We start from the raw sequence: 17,206 nt of genomic DNA on the forward strand, positions 1-17,206 counted from the left end.
AACTTCAGGAGGTATTGTCCTATGAAAAAAATCCTTATTACTGGCAGTCTTGGCCAAATCGGCTCTGAACTGACACACCAACTCAGGGAAGTGTACGGAACAGAAAACGTCATTGCAACAGACATTCGCCGGATTGAAGGCAATCCAGTCATTGAAAGAGGGACATTTGAAATCCTTGATGTGATGGATTACGAAGCCATGCTTAACCTTTGCCGAAACTATCAAGTGGACACACTCATCCATCTTGCGGCGCTATTATCAGCAGTAGGAGAAGCAAAACCAAAATTTGCATGGGACCTGAATATGGGCGGTCTATTGAACGCACTTGAAGTTTCCCGTGAGCTACAGCTGAAACTATTTATACCGAGCTCCATCGCTGCATTCGGACCGGAAACACCAGCAGACTTGACACCACAGGATACGGTGCAAAGACCTACCACTATGTATGGTGTAACTAAGGTAGCCGGAGAATTGCTTTGCGACTATTACTTCTCTAAATTCGGTGTAGACGTACGCGGTGTCAGGTTCCCAGGTCTGATTTCATACAAGACTCTTCCAGGCGGTGGAACAACTGACTATGCAGTAGATATTTATTATGAAGCTCTTAAAAACAAGAAATATACATCTTTCATTGGTAAAGGAACCTATATGGATATGATGTATATGCCTGATGCAATCCAAGCAATCATTCAATTGATGGAGGCTGATCCATCACGATTGAAGCACCGCAACGCTTTTAACATTACGGCGATGAGCTTTGAGCCGGAACAAATTGCTGCATCCATTAAGAAATTCATCCCTGAATTCGAAATGTCCTATCATGTTGACCCTGTACGCCAAGGCATCGCAAATTCCTGGCCGAATAGCATTGATGCCTCTGCTGCACGAGAAGAATGGGATTTCAATCCACAATACGATTTGGATCGTATGACAAAAGACATGTTGGAAAATTTATCAGAGAAATTAGGCATTCCTTTTAAGGAACTTGCATTAGCCTAATAGTTTCTGAAGACTGACCAAAGGGGTAAAACTTCTATCTACTAAACTATTATAATCTATCCACCTAAAAAACACAATTGTATTTTTAGGGTGGACTGTTTCCTGGGGATTATGTTATCTTAAGTTATCCTGCAATAACAAAATATGAACAAAGGGTTATATGAATCTTGCTTAAATTTGACAATAAGCAAAACAGGGGAGGAAACGAAATGGCAAACAAGGAATTGAATAGGGGCTTAAGTTCGCGCCATATTCAGATGATAGCTTTGGGTGGAACGATTGGTGTAGGTCTATTTATGGGGTCTTCTAGCACAATTGGCTGGACAGGTCCATCCGTCATGCTCGCCTATGGAATTACTGGTATTTTTCTATATTTAATTATGCGCGCTATGGGCGAAATGCTCTATTTAGAGCCAAGTACAGGTTCGTTCGCCACATTTGGTTATAAGTACATCCATCCACTAGCAGGATACATGACTGCCTGGAGCAACTGGTTCCAGTGGGTCGTTGTCGGCATGTCGGAGGTTATCGCAATCGGCACATATATGCATTATTGGTATCCAGATCTTCCTGCATGGATTCCTGGTCTGATTGCAATGGTCATTCTTGGAGTAGCAAACTTTATTTCTGTAAAATCATTTGGTGAATTCGAGTTTTGGTTTGCTTTGATTAAAGTAGTAACGATTGTCTTGATGATTGTTGCAGGTTTTGGCTTGATTTTCTTCGGTTTTGGCAATGGAGGAGACGCAATCGGCATTTCAAACCTATGGAAAAATGGCGGTTTCTTTACTGGCGGACTGAAAGGATTCCTTTTTGCCTTATCCCTAGTGGTTGGTGCTTATCAAGGTGTTGAGCTTATCGGTATTACAGCTGGTGAAGCGAAGGATCCACAGAAAACAATTAGAAACGCGATTCAAAGTACCATTTGGCGTATCCTCGTTTTCTATATTGGCGCCATTTTTGTTATTGTTACCGTTTATCCTTGGGATCAATTGCATGCAATTGGAAGCCCGTTCGTAGCAACTTTTGCAAAAATCGGTATTACTGCTGCAGCTGGAATCATTAACTTTGTTGTTATCACGGCTGCATTGTCTGGCTGTAACAGCGGTATCTACAGCGCAGGGCGTATGCTTTATACGCTTGGAGTCAATGGTCAAGCTCCAAAAGTGTTTTCGAAGGTTTCAAGTAACGGGGTGCCTTTATTCGGTACGATAGGCGTACTGATTGGCCTTGGCGTTGGCGTTGTGTTAAGTTATATTGCACCAGAAAAACTGTTTGTCTACGTCTATGCTGCAAGTGTTCTTCCGGGGATGGTTCCTTGGTTTGTTATCCTGATCAGTCAACCAAAGTTCCGGAAAGTTCATGCGGCAAAAATGGCAAGCCACCCGTTCAAAATGCCGTTTGCGCCGGTTACGAACTACGTGACCATTGCCTATCTGGTAGCGGTGCTTGTCGGTATGTGGTTCAACGAAGATACTCGTGTTTCACTGATTGCGGGTATTGTGTTCCTGGCAATTGTGACCATCAGTTTTTATGCTTTCGGAATCAATAAACGTGTACCAGCGGATCTTCAAGCAGAGGACCTAACAGGTAAGAAGGCAGTTTAAACCATTTAAATAGTAACATAGGGACAGTTTTGATGAATTGTCCCTATTTTTATTAATTCACATGCTAAGAAAGCAAACTTAACATATTATATAGAATCTTAATTATAGAATTCAGGTGAGATTAATGAAGTATCGATCAGCATTTGAAATCATTGGTCCGATTATGATTGGGCCATCTAGTTCACATACTGCTGGTGCCGTCCGGATTGGCCGCGTGGCCCGAACTCTGTTCGAAAGCCAGCCGAAAAAGGCCGTCCTCTCGCTTTATGGCTCCTTTGCAAAAACGTATAAGGGGCATGGGACAGACTTAGCTCTTGTTGCGGGCCTATTGGATTATGATACGTACGATGAGCGGATTTCCGACGCATTGGATGTAGCAGAACAATTGGGTATGGAGATCATCTTTAAAGAAGAATCGGCTGTTACGGAACATCCGAATACGGTTAAAATCAATCTCTTTGATGAAGATAAGAAGTTGGAGATCATTGGCATCTCTATTGGTGGAGGGGCCATTGAAATAACCGAAATTAATTCGTTCAAACTAAAATTATCAGGTGACCCAGCCATCCTGGTCATTCATAATGACCGTTTTGGAGTAATCAGCGCGGTCACAAGTATTTTTTCACAAAATAAAATAAACATCGGCCATATGGAAGTGGCTAGGAAAGATAAAGGGGACACAGCCATTATGGTGATTGAAGCTGATGAAAGAATAGATGACCAGTTGGTAGGCGAGCTGCAAAAGCTGGATAACGTTTTAAGTGTCATCCGTATGGTTTTATAAATAGATATTTTAATAGAAGACAGCAGGGGGAAATACTATGTTTCGTAATGTAGCTGAACTTGTTTCGCTGGCGGAACAACATCAGGTTAAAATAGCTGAAATCATGATTAGACAGGAAGTAGAAGTTACTGGTCTTACCCGTGAAGAAGTGATGGCCAAAATGGATCTGAATCTGACGGTAATGGAACGGGCAGTGGAACGGGGCCTAAATGGAGTGAAATCACGGACAGGACTGACGGGCGGTGATGCCGTATTGCTGCAAAACTATATTAAGAGTGGGAAGTCGCTTACGGGAACATTGCTGTTGGACGCGGTGAGCAAGGCGGTGGCTACCAATGAAGTCAATGCCGCCATGGGTATCATTTGTGCGACGCCAACTGCCGGTTCGGCTGGAGTGGTCCCAGGGACATTATTTGCAGTAAAGAATCAGCTTAATCCAACCAGGCAGGAAATGCTAGAATTTTTATTTACGGCAGCGGCATTTGGATTTGTCGTTGCCAATAACGCATCGATTTCAGGTGCGGCAGGAGGCTGCCAAGCAGAGGTGGGGTCAGCTTCTGGAATGGCAGCCGCTGCAATCGTTGAAATGGCTGGCGGTACGCCTAAGCAATCAGCCGAAGCAATGGCGATCACCTTGAAAAATATGCTAGGTCTAGTGTGCGACCCAGTTGCCGGGCTTGTTGAAGTGCCTTGCGTAAAACGGAATGCGATGGGGGCATCGAATGCCTTGACAGCAGCTGATATGGCCCTTGCCGGAATCACGAGCAGGATTCCATGTGACGAAGTCATTTCAGCCATGTATGCGATCGGCCAGTCGATGCCGTCTGCTTTACGGGAAACAGCCGAGGGCGGACTAGCGGCTACCCCAACCGGGCGGAGACTGGAAGCGGAAATCTTTGGCCAGCCAAAACCAAAACTGAAAGATTATTTAGTGTAACGGCTTTAAAAAAAGCTGCCGTTTATTCCCGGCAGCTTGATTTATTTTAACTAATTATGTTTGACTTTATTTTTGGGGTTGGTTTTCCATATATTGTCTATTTGTACTAAACCCCTTGATTTTTGTACTTAACCCTTTGATTTTTGCACTAAACCTCATGAATTTTGTACATAACCCAAAATTCTTATCTTAAGGCCCTTTGATTTTTGTACAAAACCCATAGAAAAATAAACAAAACCCTAAAAATGATTATTCCACAACTGCATCCGATTAAATTCTCCGTTTATCCTGCATATATTTCATCCATTTTTTCAATTTATAACAACAAATAATATACCCTGTAAGCGAGAACGCGGCTATTCCAGCTGACAGTTCCCAGATTAGATTGTGTGCAGTATAGAGCCCCGCCGCAATTCCTATCAGTCCGAATAGGGTTAACTGGAATAATTGCCTTTTTGTATTTTCATAGATGGTAAATTGAAAGTGTCTGCGCTGTTCAGTTTCCTTTAACTGCTCCCATTTCTGCGGGGCATTCAGGAATTCTGTCACAGAATGAAAGATTTTAAAGAAGGGCTGTGATTGGAGCCATTGCCAGACGAACACCCATTTATTATTGCCTTGCCTGTTTAGCCACTCCATAAACACCGGTTTCCCTAGCTCTAAGAGCTCCGCCTCAGGTGCCAGATTGCGAATGATCCCTTCAATGGTGACAACGGATCGGCCTAAAAAGACAAACCGGGTCGGAATTTGAATGGGCAAAGCTTGAATCATGTCGTTGATTTCTAATTTTAAGGCGAGCAGATCCATTTCTTTTAATTGAGCGGGTTGAAAGGTGATGAATTCTGCCAAAATCCGTTCAATCTTCTTAGATTCGGCCTCTGGAAGCAACACGCCTAAATTGAATAAGCAATCGACGGCCTTCGGAAAATTTTTAGCAAGAATGCTTTCAATTAATCCTTGAAAATAACCAGCATCCTTTTTGGAAAGTTCGCCGACCATTCCAAAATCTAGTAAAATAATTTTTCCTTCCTTTGAGACGAGAACGTTGCCTGGATGCGGGTCGGCATGGAATATACCAGGCTCCATCCATTGGGGAAGGAAGACCTTCAACAGTCGACGGGAAAGTTCTTGCCGGCTCACGGGTAATTGGTCGATCGCCTCGTGATTGGTCAGCCGTAAACCTTCGAGCCACTCCATAACTAGGACATTTGCGGTACTAAGTTCGGCGTAGACCGCTGGAATTTGAACGATATCCATCCCTTTCAAGCGTTCTTTAAATTTAACCATTGTATTCCGTTCCTGATCATAGTTCAGTTCACGCATAATGACTTGTTTTACTTCTTTAAAGAGAACTTTAAAGTTCATAAATCCTTTTGGGAGCGGAACTACGCGGTCAACTAGCCACATGACAATACTTAAAATTCGAAAATCGGTTTCGACAATCGTATCAATATGGGGGCGCTTAACCTTAATGGCCACTTCGGTACCATCTTGAAGCACTCCTTTATATACTTCTCCAATCGATGCGGAGGCGATGGCTGTTTTTTCAATCGACTGGAAGTGTTGCTGGTACAGGCTGCCCCATTCCTTTTCTAAGATTTCCTCAATCTCGGACCAGTCTGAAGGGGGAACTTTATCAGTCATATCTTCGATTTGCTGGATAAAGGCAGGAGGCAGCAAATCCGCACGTGTGCTGAGGATTTGTCCAAGTTTAATTAGCAAGCCTTCTAAATCATACAGGGTCTGGCGAAACTGGACGCCGATTTCTCCCCAAAGTTTTTCCCACTCCACTTTCGGTTTCCGGCGGAGTTTATACCAATAAATTCTTAGGAAGATGCTAAAAGTCAGCGAGAGGACCTTCGCCATCCGCACTAGCTTATTCTTTGTCTTCATCCGAGTCCCCACATTCCATTCTAGTTTTTACTACTTACTACGATTTTGATAGATAGAAAGTTTCTGTCTAGAGTGGTCCCTCATTAGATGTGATGTAAATTTATTTTACTATATTTTAACATTTTTTAATCATTATAAAACTAATTTTAGGAGGGGAATTTATTAATCGTGCCCATCCAGGCTGAAGAGTGGAGTGAACGGTAACGAATAGCATCTAATCATGCCCATCCGAGGTTAAAATGATGATAAATGGTAAGGAATAGATGTTAATCGTGCCCATCCAGGCTGAAAAGTGGAATGAACGGTAACAAATAGGGGCCGCCACTAAAATAACCACTTCTATCGCCCTGAACTAAAATCTCAATTATCATAATATACTATATTGACATAATTAACTGAATATAGTATTCTTTTAATAATAATTTCATATTCACCTCACTTTTTAAGTGAGGTAGAGGCGCGGTATTTAACAGTCTTTAGTGGAGCTTGAGGAGCTTTGATGCTAGGGAGAAGGAAATATCGCCGAAGTTAGTAATCTGCTCACGATTACTTGCTGGGTCTGTAGTTAAGAGCTGCAGGACTGTCTCAATAAACCCCCTAGTTTATTGAGTTGTGCTATCTCACCTGGGAAAAGAGAGGACTTAAGGGCAACTATGCATACATATTGCGACCTGAGTTTATCTCAGGTCGTTTTTTGTTGTAATAAACTGCCTGAATTAATAGGAGGAGAATAACATTATGAAAAAAGCATTATTATTTTTTGTATCATTGCTTTCAGCCATGATTCTACTAGCTGGATGTGGATCAAGTGGAAAGACAACAGCGGGTGAAGATACATTTAAAGTTGGTTTAGAAGCAGGTTATGCACCATTTAACTGGACGCAAAAAGACAACTCTAATGGCGGTGTAAAAATTCAGGGCACGAAGGAATTCGCTGGGGGTTATGATGTGGAAGTTGCCAAAAAAATTGCCGACGGACTTGGTAAAAAACTAGTGATTGTCAAAACAGAATGGGATGGTCTTGTTCCAGCGCTAACCTCTGGAAAAATTGACGCGATTATCGCAGGGATGTCACCAACAGCTGAGCGGAAGAAGACAATCGATTTCTCAGAAAACTACTACAAGTCCAATCTTGTTATGGTGGTAAAAAAAGGCGGTAAATATGAAGGGGCGACTTCAATCCAAGATTTCACTGGAGCAAAGATTACTGCACAATTGAATACCTTCCACTATTCCGTCATTGACCAAATCAATGGGGTGAAAAAAGCAACAGCGATGGATAACTTCCCGGCGATGCGAGTGGCGCTTGAATCCGGAATTATTGATGGATACGTCTCCGAACGTCCAGAAGCAGTGAGTGCTTCTGGTGCAAATGATCAGTTTGCGATGGTTGAGTTTAAGGATGGATTTAAAACATCTGAAGATGATACGGCGATTGCTGTTGGCCTTAAAAAAGGTGATAAAAATATCGACAAGATCAATGAAGTGTTAAAAGGCATCTCAGAGGAAGCACGGACGCAAATTATGGATGAGGCAATAAAGAATCAGCCTGCAGCAGAATAATGAATTCATAAAACCGGCTGTATCGTGATGCAGTCGGTTTTATGATGATGGAATTAAGGGGGAGAAAGATGAGTATCGATTGGATTATCAAAATCGTATCAGAAAATTGGCCCATGTTTCTGCGCGGTGCGTGGGCTACACTGTATATTTCCCTGATTGGTACGATCTTAGGGGCAGTCATTGGTTTGCTGGCGGGAGTGGTTCGGACAATTCCTGTACCTGGCAGAGGTGCGAAAAAAGTTCTTCTAAAAATAGTTAATATTATTCTTTCCATTTATATTGAGTTTTTCCGCGGAACACCGATGATTGTACAAGCGATGGTTATTTATTATGGTTCTGCATTAGCATTTAATATTGATATGAATGTTGTTTTGGCAGCGATTATTATCGTTTCAATTAATACAGGAGCCTATATGGCAGAAATCGTCCGCGGCGGGATTGTTTCAGTGGACCAAGGGCAATTTGAGGCAGCGCAAGCGGTCGGGATGAACCATATGCAAACGATGATGAATGTTGTTTTGCCCCAAGTGATACGCAACATCTTACCGGCAACAGGGAATCAATTTGTCATTAATATTAAAGATACGTCGGTGCTGAATGTTATTTCCGTGTCAGAGCTTTATTTCTTAACGAAATCAGTGGCTGGAAACAATTTTAGATACTTCGAATCGTTTTTTGTTGCTTGTGTGATGTATTTTGTAATGACCTTTATCGTTACAAGAATTCTTCTTTATGTGGAGCGGAAATTAGAAGGTCCAGATAATTACACAATGCTCGGTGAGGAAAGCCAGACAAGCAAATAATCTTTTAAAGAAGGAGGAGAGCCCATGGGAAATGTCATTGAAATTCAAAATTTAAGTAAAACGTTTGGAAATCATGAGGTCTTAAAGGACATTGAGTTTACCGTTAAAAAAGGGGAAGTCGTCAGTATCATTGGTTCGTCAGGATCCGGTAAATCAACGCTGCTCCGCTGTATCAATCTCTTAGAAAAACCAAGCGGCGGTCAAATTATATATCATGGAGAGAATATTTTAGATGACAAGCATGATATTTTCTCCTACCGCAGGCATCTAGGAATGGTTTTTCAACATTTTAATTTGTTTAATAATCACAATGTCCTTAAGAATTGTGTGGTTGGACAAGTTAAGGTCTTGAAGCGCTCCAAGGAGGAAGCGGAGAAGGTGGCAATGAAATACTTGAAGGTTGTCGGCATGGATCGCTATATTAATGCGAAGCCCAAGCAGCTTTCAGGCGGTCAAAAACAACGGGTCGCGATTGCACGAGCGCTTTCGATGGAACCGGATGTGATGTTATTCGATGAGCCAACATCTGCTCTCGATCCTGAAATGGTCGGCGAAGTGTTAAAAGTCATGAAGGAACTGGCCGGAACGGGTCTGACGATGTTGATTGTTACGCATGAAATGGATTTCGCAAGGGAAGTTTCTGACAGAGTCGTCTTTATGGATAAGGGTGTGATTGCCGAGGAAGGAAGCCCTGAACAAATCTTCAGTCATCCGACACAAGAACGGACGAGAGAATTTTTAAAACGGACGTTAAAAGACTAATGGTATCGAAGTTTATGCTCCAAGCAAAAATAACCCCCCTTATCCAAGCAGGTAAGGGGGGGTGTCATGTAAGGAATGCTATAAATAACGTGCCGCTGCTAATTTAACAGATCTGCGGTTTTTTCATCAAAATATTGATGCATAAGTGATTGTAGTTTTATGGAAAGCGTAATATACTCTGAGCTGCTAGGACCTATTTGCTTATATATATCGCTTAGTTTTGTTTTTAAAGTAACGATTTCCAATAATAATTCCATATTTTCACTTTGAACAGATTCGTACGTTTTCATCATCCACCTCGTAAAATTAATATTTTTAATAATGGATTGGAAGGCATGATGAAGTAAACTTCTAGTCTATCGTTTCCAATGATAATACAATTCCAATTCCATAACTGATCGTAACACAGTCGATTTTTCATGTGAATATAGATTTTAAAAGTAAAAATATTAGAAAAAAGGTAAATAATATTGGTATACCAAGTGGATAGCACGCGATACTTCAAATGGCTTGTAAATAAACAAACAACATATTTCGACAAATTATATTGTTATAATAACAATATAAAAATAAATATATTTAGAAAATTTAAAAAATAAACCAATACAAAAAAAATCCGGCCCGATGCCGGATCTACAAAATATATCAAAGGGGGTCATGAAAAAGAGAGAGATGATGGTTGTCCTTTTCATGTATTTATCTTACTGCTTAAACATGAATAAACTATGAATATTTCATTTAAATACTATTAAATCTTTGTGTTTATACAAGATGAGATTGTTGGCTTAATTCTGCAGCCGTGTTTATAATCTGTTCGAATGATTGATTAAATTCTTCCATCTTAACTGACTGTTCCAGGGAATCGAAAGCAATATGCTGAATCTTAGTGATGATTTTTTCTAGGTTAGCGATCATACCCTTTAACTGTGGTTCCACACCTTCTACAGTTTCCCTGTTATTTTCAGCCATTTTTTCAATTTCTCTTGCCACAACAGCAAATCCTTTTCCATGTTCTCCAGAACGTACAGCCTCGATCGAGGCATTTAAGCCAAGAATACGGGATCTAACCGACGTTTTTTTTAATAATCCAAGGATTTCTTCGATGTTTTTAATTTCATTTCTAAGTAAAGTAGTTTCTTCATTAAGATCTTTAAGTTCTAAAGCGATACGTTCGGTTACTTTTGTGACGTCTTCCGAGGCTGTAGCAAGTTCTTCACTTACTCCAGTTAGTTTGTGAGCACTTTGGCGCAACACATCAACTTTATTATTAGAAACAATTGTAGAAATAACTCCTATCACTTCGTCATTCTCCATAATTGGCGTTGCAGTAGAAATGTACGCGATCCCAAAAGATTCTGGACCTCTTTCTTCCTTTTGCGGCTTCCGAGTTATCAATGCATTGTATGTGACAGTTCCTTTGAAATTATCAACAGAAGCACCGATAGGAATTTTTAAATCAATAGTTTTACCTGAGATATAACCAATAACCTTTTCTGTATTTGCCAAAACGATACATGCGTCTTCTGCATGTGTTGATTGTATTAATTCCAAGTTGTTTAGCAATTGTCCTAACCGATCCAAAGTAATTCCTCCGTAAAGAACTATAATGTAAGTATAATAAATATACCATTTTTTTCGTAAGGTAAGCGCTATTAAAGAAATAAATTTTCATTATAATCTGTGAAGAATATATTTTTATGTATGCTAGGTAATGATACAATAGAATGATGAATTTGGGTAATATGTAATGGTCTTACCGTATGAAGTGTCACATGTTAGGTAATAAAAGTATTACATTATAAAACATTTAAGGGGATTTAGAAATGCCAGTCATGAAAGAAATAAAGACACCATTCCTTCTTTTTAAAGTTCGCTATTTTCAAGATGAAAAAGGAATTTACTATAAAAAGATAGGTGAACATCACCGTAAAACGGTTAGACCTTTTTGGAAGTTGAAACGAATTGTTTGGGGGATTCCGGTGATCATCCTGCTTGTCCTTGGGGGTGTGGGCTACAGGATTGGTATGAACCTGGTTTCTGATAAAATGGTGGACGAGCTTGCGAGTCAAATAACGAAGGAAGATTACAATAAACTTTTAAAAGACCCAAGTGTTCAGCAAATTATTGAGAAAGAGATGGGATCAGACAAAAAAAGTGAGTTGCTAAATAGTATTTCCTCTGATCCGGCGATCAAAGATACGGTGAATAATGGACAGGCTATTCCAGTCTCAGCGACAACCACAGAAAATACAAACAATGAAAAGCAGCCTGCCACAACGATTGCGGATTCGGGAAAAGATAAGGATAAAAACGTAGCTGCTGTTACTCCTGATAAGGGCAAGACTGAAGAGCAAAAACCTTCAGTTGAACAAGAAAAACCTCAGCCTGGATTACATTTTAACTCCCGTTCAGAGGCGATGAAATTTCTATTATCAAAGTTTTCAATGAGCGAGCTCAGTGCGTTTGCGAAAAAGGCAGAAGGCGGGGTTACACCAGAGGAGAAGGCAGAAATTAAAAGTGCTGTGTTAGGGAGACTTTCAGCCGAAGAATATAATGCCTTGAAGGTTTTCGCGTTGGTTGAAGCGAGTAAAAGATAACGGATTCTTTCTATTATAATAGTGTTACTTAGGACCTCCTGTCTTTAAGGAGGTTTTAATTTTTCTACTGAAAAAAACACAAACAGGATTATTCTCTGTTTGTGCTTTTTTGTAGGAGATTATCTTTTTCCGATTACTGAGATTACTCTTGGGCTACTGCTGTTATTAGATTTATCTTTTGCTGTTATGGAAATTACTGTACCTTTCTTTTGGGCCTTAATTTTTACACTATAGTTTCCATTAGAAGAGGTTTTACCAGTTCCTATTACTTTAGAGCCTTTTTTGATTATAATTGTTGAGCCAGCTTCTGCTGTACCTTTGACTACTTTATCATTTGAATGAACATAGTATACTCTTGGTTTAGCTGGAGCAATTCTATCAAGTACTTTGGTTGATTTTGCTTTACTTACGTTACCGGCCGCATCCTTAGCTGTTACATAAAGGGTTGAACCAGCTTTTTGAGCAGTCTTAATTGTGAAGCTGAACGTACCTTTGGAAGAAGTTTTTCCTGTTGCAATTGTTGTTTTTCCATTTTTGATTGTAATGTAGGAATAAGCTTCTGCTTTACCTTTAATTGTTTTATCATTATTATCCACTGAATAAACAGTTGGAGTTGCTGGAGCCGTCCGATCAAGCACTTTGATTGATCTTACTTTACTTACATTACCAGATGCATCTTTCGCAGTTACATAAAGTGTGGAACCAGCTTTTTGTGCCTTCATGGAAATACTGAACGTACGGTTGGTAGCCGTTTTACCGATAGCAACGGTTGTGCTGCTGTTTTTGACTGTAATTGTTGAGCCAGCTTCCGCTTGTCCTTTGATGACTGTATCATTATCGTCCACAGTATAAACAGTTGGTACCGCAGGAGCAGTTTTGTCCGGATTAATCGTAATTTCTTTTGTGATAATTGGTTGGTTTAAATAATACGCAACTACTTTTACTTTCCCAGCTTTTTTAGCAATTAGTTTATTGCCAGTAAAAGTAGCGATGGTAGAGTTATTTGTTTTCCAAACTACATCGTTTTTTAGATCTAAGGTCTCACCCATAAAAGGTACTTTCAAGCTATATGTAGGTGCAGTATTTCCTATAGTATATGTGCTAGCACCATATACATATCCGCCTTCGCTTCGAATCAAACCTGAGGAAAGAGCGGCAGATGCCATTTTCGTCGGATCAACAGCTTTTTCTAAATTTGTTTTCATTGTAAGGAGTTCAGGTACTGTGATTCCTAATCCCTGATAAAGTCCATCAAAATTGCTGAACTCCTTTTGAGTATCATCAATTGCTGCTGTTACAAGTTGATCAAAGCTTGTATACTCTTCATCATAATAAGATTTAATAATTTCAACTTTTAGGTTATCTTCAAATGCATTTAAGATGGAAATGACATCATTCGCTGATAATTTTCCAGTAAAAATTTGGGAATGAGCACTTTTGAATGCTTCTAATTGTTTGCTGAAATCAGAAGAATTAGTTTGATAGAGAAGTTTTGCAATATCTTTTGCAAGAATAATAGCTGTTCCAGATCCCATTTTTGTATCGATTTTATTGATGATATTATTTCCAAGAATAGTAGAGAAGTTTGCTTTCGAGATATTATTATAGGCAACTTTAATATCAGCAACATCGGAAGCAGTAAGATTTTTATAGATTTTGCTCTGTGCTACTGCAGTGATATCCTCAATTCCTGACGCATGTACCGCATTAGGCGCAAACGCTAGGTTAGCTGCAAAGGGTGTTAGGGCTATGGTACTAGCCAAGATTAAATTGATGGTACGTTTACGAAACGGTGTCTTCAAAATTAATTCCTCCAAGTTTTTAGTCTTTTATTATTATACTTTAAAGAATGAAAGGATGAAAGAAAAATAAGTTAAATTGGGGAATTTTGTCTTATTGGGTAAATATCCTTAAAAAGTTGGTAGAGAATAGGAATAAAGTAGCGAAATTCCTGTAATTTTTTCGACAATATTATGTGAAGAAAATAAGATAATTTGTTATACATATAGCCGTTTTATTCCATCAGCAGTTATACTAGATTAGTTGATGGTTGTCGAAAATTGTCTAATATTAGGAGGAACCATGTATCTTAAAGTAGATTCTTTAGCATTGCTTAATAGTTTTAACCAGATATGGATGGAATGTTGGCTGGAAAAAGGATATGTTTTGGAAAATGAAAATGGTACATCGGATCGTTATATTATCACGGACACTAAAGATCAGCGCGTAGGAACAATCGAATTTAAGCCGTATAGTCTCGGCCTGGATAATAATATTAATAGCGTCTTCCCTTTTTATGAGATTGAAGACATTGCAAAAAATCCTCAATCAGTTATTGAAATTGATAAGGTAGCAATCTTAAAACAATATCGAGGCAAAAATTTGGACCGGTTGTTATCCGTGTTTGTTCATTATTCCGAGAAACATCAGATTAGTCACTGTGTGGTCCTGCTTGAAAGAATGTTCTACAAAGCATTAAGAAATGTCTATAAAATACCATTGCAAGCCGTCGGGGATAAAATATATTATAAGGGAGATTATGTAATCCCAGCGATTATTTATCCTCAAGAAATCTATCAAAATAAGAGCCACTATAGTTGGGTATTACATGACCAACCTGTTCCAAAAAGAAAACTTATTTTTACGTAATTTAGATTGGAGAACGACATGTTTAGTTTAAAAACTAAAAAGTTTGCTTATTCCTTTATCTCTGTTTTTATTGTTACGAACGTTCTCTGGAATATGATCTTTCAGCATAATCAAACTTTTTTAGATTGGGGCGGTGTTACATTTCAAATCATTGCCTGTCTCACTTCAATTGCTTGGCTCATTAACACTTTTTTCAAGCATAAAGGAATGGCTAAAAGTTTTTGGTTAATCCTGGGTTTGGGGATCCTTAGCTATTTAATTGGGACCTTAATCTGGACCTTTCATGAGTTTGTACTAAAGCATAATGGCGGAGCAAGCGATCTCCCGGGGATATTTTGGATCAGCCAAAATGGCTTTTACATTATCGCATTGCTTGTACTAATGAATGCAATTAGAAGTCATCTCTTAACGATTCGGTTCTTTTTAGATATGTTAATTGTTATGTCTGTGGCAATGAGCTTTAATTGGATTTTCATTGTAAATCCTTTGATTAATCATATTGTTTTTAAATATACTGATTTAATGTATCCCATTTTAGATTTAGGTGTCCTTGTCGGCGTATTGAGCTTTTTTGCAGCATCCAATTCAATCTTTAACAAACCGACTTCCTTTCTACTGATTTCTGGATTTTTAATTCAAATTATTGCGGACTCTATCTATTCTTATTTAAAGGTAATGGATATCTATTCAGTTGGCAGTGTCAATGAACCTTTATGGATTCTTTCCATTTTTTTAATTGGATTATCCGGCATTTATCATGTGCCCTCTATTGCAAAAGAGACACGGGTCAAGCGCCCTAAAAGGGGGATGATTTTTAGACATAGCATTCCTTATTTAAGTGTCCTGTTTCTTTCGGTTTATGTGATTGCTTCGCTGTATAAAACCCACCCTATTGTAGTGGGACTGTTCTTCTGTATCCTATTAGTTATCCTAAGACAATTATTTACGTTATTAGAGAATGACAAATTAGTAAATGATTTAAATAATCTAAATGAAGATCTTGAAGTGAAGGTTAAAGAGAGAACGGATAAATTAGTAGAGACGGTCAATTCGATGGAACATCTTGCCTACCATGATGTCGTCACAGGCTTGCCTAATCGAAGATTTATGGAAAAGAGACTTTCTCTTGCCATTGATAATAAAACAGGACATCGTAAAATTGCCTTTATGCTACTTGATTTGGATCGTTTTAAACATATTAATGATAGTTTGGGACATTCCTATGGCGATCTCTTGCTTAAGGAAGTTGGGAAACGACTGGTTGCTTGTTTAAAGCCCAATGAAGTGGTTTGTCGCTTTGGCGGGGATGAATATGCTTTACTAATTGAGAATACGTCCATTCAAGCGATTGAAAGAAAGGCATTACGGATTTTAACTACCTTAAGAGAGACTTATATAATAGAAGGTTTTGAACTTCATATTACGCCGAGCATTGGTGTATCGCTAATTCCTGATCATGGAAGTGATTTTGAAGCGTTATTGATGAAAGCAGATACAGCTATGTACAAAGTAAAAGAAAAAGGTAAGAATCATTTTATGATTTATAGCTGTTCAATGAGTATGGAACCGATGATGGAGTTAGAAAGTTCGCTCAGAAAGGGACTGGAACGGAATGAATTCTTACTGTATTACCAGCCGCAAATCTCAATCGCTACGAATAAAATTGTTGGGGTTGAAGCTTTAATTCGGTGGGACCGACCCGGCTACGGAATGGTGCCGCCAGCGGAGTTTATTCCTTTATGTGAAGAAACAGGGTTAATTATACCACTTGGAGAAAAGGTTTTCCACGAAGCGTGTAAGCAGTCCGTTGCATGGAGGAAAAAGGGTTTCACTGATTTAAGAATTGCTGTGAATATTTCTTCCTTACAATTTCAACACAGTGATTTTATCGAGTCAGTTGCAAGAATCATTAAAGAAACGGGGGCTAACCCTAATCAAATCGAATTAGAAATTACCGAAAGTATTGCGATGGGACCGATAGAGAAAACCCTCGCTAAATTAACTTTCTTAAAACAAATGGGCTTTCAAATTGCGATGGATGACTTTGGGACTGGCTATTCCTCGCTACATTATCTTAGCCAATTTCCCATCGACCGCCTAAAGATCGACCGTTCGTTTATTTCTTCTTTAGAGAAAGGTGACAAGGATGCAGCCATCGTTCGGTTGATTGTTATGATGGCGAAAGGTTTGAATTTCAAGGTTCTTGCCGAAGGGGTGGAAGAGGAGACTCAAAAGGCGTTTTTAGATGACATTCGCTGTGATGAATTTCAAGGCTACCTCTTTAGCCGCCCATTAGGTGTCGAGGAATGTGAGCAGATGATCTTAAAATACCAACAGGAACCGAATCTCAGAGTGGTTCATTGTTAAAAGCGTTAAAATAGAAATGTGGGACAAGGTGCGAATGCACTTAGTCTCTTTTTTTTGCTTACAACTGTGGTGATATTCCTACATAAGTTGTCAAAAAATAATATTTTTTATAAAATTCAGAAAAAAACGTTGTAAAAAAGGTCTATATAGTAAATAATTAAGGTGGAAAAAAATGTTTTTTTGTCGGAAAAAGGTTTGTGATCTAGTAGAAAAGTAGGGGTAATGCAGACAACGGATAGAAGGAT

At 39.1% G+C, this 17,206-nt stretch carries 13 protein-coding genes and 1 riboswitch; of the genes, 10 read left to right on the forward strand and 3 right to left on the reverse strand.

Annotation, left to right across the window (positions count from 1 at the left end; translation table 11 throughout):
* Window positions 1–21: 21 nt before the first annotated feature.
* From V7121_RS07190 to sdaAA, 4 genes are all read left to right on the forward strand, one after another.
* On the forward strand, window positions 22–999 hold the full coding sequence (locus tag V7121_RS07190) for an L-threonine 3-dehydrogenase (RefSeq protein WP_335502253.1): 978 nt from the start codon (window positions 22–24) through the stop codon (window positions 997–999).
* Between the two features lie 209 nt (window positions 1,000–1,208).
* Window positions 1,209–2,606, forward strand: coding sequence for an amino acid permease (locus V7121_RS07195; protein ID WP_335546185.1), 1,398 nt, complete (start codon window positions 1,209–1,211; stop codon window positions 2,604–2,606).
* A 124-nt stretch (window positions 2,607–2,730) separates the two neighbouring features.
* Window positions 2,731–3,390, forward strand: coding sequence for an L-serine ammonia-lyase, iron-sulfur-dependent subunit beta (sdaAB, locus tag V7121_RS07200; protein WP_335546186.1), 660 nt, complete (start codon window positions 2,731–2,733; stop codon window positions 3,388–3,390).
* A gap of 37 nt (window positions 3,391–3,427) precedes the next feature.
* A complete protein-coding gene (sdaAA, locus tag V7121_RS07205) occupies window positions 3,428–4,327 on the forward strand; it encodes an L-serine ammonia-lyase, iron-sulfur-dependent, subunit alpha (RefSeq protein ID WP_335546188.1) in 900 nt (299 codons plus the stop codon).
* Between the two features lie 270 nt (window positions 4,328–4,597).
* Here sdaAA and V7121_RS07210 read toward each other — a convergent pair whose 3' ends face one another.
* On the reverse strand, window positions 4,598–6,220 hold the full coding sequence (locus V7121_RS07210) for an ABC1 kinase family protein (RefSeq protein ID WP_335502262.1): 1,623 nt from the start codon (window positions 6,218–6,220) through the stop codon (window positions 4,598–4,600).
* 444 nt (window positions 6,221–6,664) lie between these two features.
* Window positions 6,665–6,846: riboswitch (Lysine riboswitch) on the forward strand.
* Between the two features lie 112 nt (window positions 6,847–6,958).
* Between V7121_RS07210 and V7121_RS07215 the strand changes: the two genes are divergently transcribed.
* The 3 genes from V7121_RS07215 (at window position 6,959) to V7121_RS07225 (ending at window position 9,348) form a co-directional block, all read left to right on the forward strand.
* The gene (locus V7121_RS07215) at window positions 6,959–7,783 is read left to right on the forward strand and encodes a transporter substrate-binding domain-containing protein (protein ID WP_335546190.1); all 825 of its coding nucleotides are present in this window, start codon (window positions 6,959–6,961) and stop codon (window positions 7,781–7,783) included.
* A 68-nt stretch (window positions 7,784–7,851) separates the two neighbouring features.
* Window positions 7,852–8,586: an amino acid ABC transporter permease gene (locus V7121_RS07220; RefSeq protein WP_335546192.1), complete on the forward strand. Its 735-nt coding sequence runs from the start codon at window positions 7,852–7,854 to the stop codon at window positions 8,584–8,586.
* Window positions 8,587–8,610: 24 nt separating this feature from the next.
* Window positions 8,611–9,348: an amino acid ABC transporter ATP-binding protein gene (locus V7121_RS07225; protein ID WP_335502268.1), complete on the forward strand. Its 738-nt coding sequence runs from the start codon at window positions 8,611–8,613 to the stop codon at window positions 9,346–9,348.
* A 762-nt stretch (window positions 9,349–10,110) separates the two neighbouring features.
* On the opposite strand, the gene V7121_RS07230 is transcribed toward V7121_RS07225, so the two are convergent.
* Window positions 10,111–10,929, reverse strand: coding sequence for a methyl-accepting chemotaxis protein (locus V7121_RS07230; protein WP_335502272.1), 819 nt, complete (start codon window positions 10,927–10,929; stop codon window positions 10,111–10,113).
* A 242-nt stretch (window positions 10,930–11,171) separates the two neighbouring features.
* On the opposite strand from V7121_RS07230, the gene V7121_RS07235 reads away from it, so the two are divergent.
* A complete protein-coding gene (locus V7121_RS07235) occupies window positions 11,172–11,945 on the forward strand; it encodes a hypothetical protein (RefSeq protein WP_335502274.1) in 774 nt (257 codons plus the stop codon).
* Between the two features lie 119 nt (window positions 11,946–12,064).
* On the opposite strand, the gene V7121_RS07240 is transcribed toward V7121_RS07235, so the two are convergent.
* Window positions 12,065–13,747 carry an Ig-like domain-containing protein gene (locus tag V7121_RS07240; RefSeq protein WP_335502276.1) on the reverse strand — a complete coding sequence of 561 codons (1,683 nt, stop codon included), beginning with the start codon at window positions 13,745–13,747 and terminating at the stop codon, window positions 12,065–12,067.
* A 280-nt stretch (window positions 13,748–14,027) separates the two neighbouring features.
* Here V7121_RS07240 and V7121_RS07245 point away from each other — a divergent pair, with 280 nt between their 5' ends.
* Together V7121_RS07245 and V7121_RS07250 are read left to right on the forward strand one after the other, a co-directional pair.
* Complete coding sequence (locus V7121_RS07245) at window positions 14,028–14,594, forward strand: hypothetical protein (protein ID WP_335502278.1); 567 nt, start codon at window positions 14,028–14,030, stop codon at window positions 14,592–14,594.
* Window positions 14,595–14,612: 18 nt separating this feature from the next.
* The gene (locus tag V7121_RS07250) at window positions 14,613–16,961 is read left to right on the forward strand and encodes an EAL domain-containing protein (RefSeq protein WP_335502280.1); all 2,349 of its coding nucleotides are present in this window, start codon (window positions 14,613–14,615) and stop codon (window positions 16,959–16,961) included.
* Window positions 16,962–17,206: the final 245 nt, after the last annotated feature.

The organism is Neobacillus drentensis (assembly GCF_036962125.1).
GTDB lineage: Bacteria > Bacillota > Bacilli > Bacillales > Cytobacillaceae > Neobacillus > Neobacillus drentensis_B.

Bases quoted from the DNA above. Each gene is read 5' to 3' on its own strand.
- V7121_RS07190 (WP_335502253.1), top strand. From the start codon at position 22: ATGAAAAAAATCCTTATTACTGGCAGTCTTGGCCAAATCGGCTCTGAA.
- V7121_RS07195 (WP_335546185.1), top strand. From the start codon at position 1,209: ATGGCAAACAAGGAATTGAATAGGGGCTTAAGTTCGCGCCATATTCAG.
- sdaAB (WP_335546186.1), top strand. From the start codon at position 2,731: ATGAAGTATCGATCAGCATTTGAAATCATTGGTCCGATTATGATTGGG.
- sdaAA (WP_335546188.1), top strand. From the start codon at position 3,428: ATGTTTCGTAATGTAGCTGAACTTGTTTCGCTGGCGGAACAACATCAG.
- V7121_RS07210 (WP_335502262.1), bottom strand. From the start codon at position 6,220: ATGAAGACAAAGAATAAGCTAGTGCGGATGGCGAAGGTCCTCTCGCTG.
- V7121_RS07215 (WP_335546190.1), top strand. From the start codon at position 6,959: ATGAAAAAAGCATTATTATTTTTTGTATCATTGCTTTCAGCCATGATT.
- V7121_RS07220 (WP_335546192.1), top strand. From the start codon at position 7,852: ATGAGTATCGATTGGATTATCAAAATCGTATCAGAAAATTGGCCCATG.
- V7121_RS07225 (WP_335502268.1), top strand. From the start codon at position 8,611: ATGGGAAATGTCATTGAAATTCAAAATTTAAGTAAAACGTTTGGAAAT.
- V7121_RS07235 (WP_335502274.1), top strand. From the start codon at position 11,172: ATGCCAGTCATGAAAGAAATAAAGACACCATTCCTTCTTTTTAAAGTT.
- V7121_RS07245 (WP_335502278.1), top strand. From the start codon at position 14,028: ATGTATCTTAAAGTAGATTCTTTAGCATTGCTTAATAGTTTTAACCAG.
- V7121_RS07250 (WP_335502280.1), top strand. From the start codon at position 14,613: ATGTTTAGTTTAAAAACTAAAAAGTTTGCTTATTCCTTTATCTCTGTT.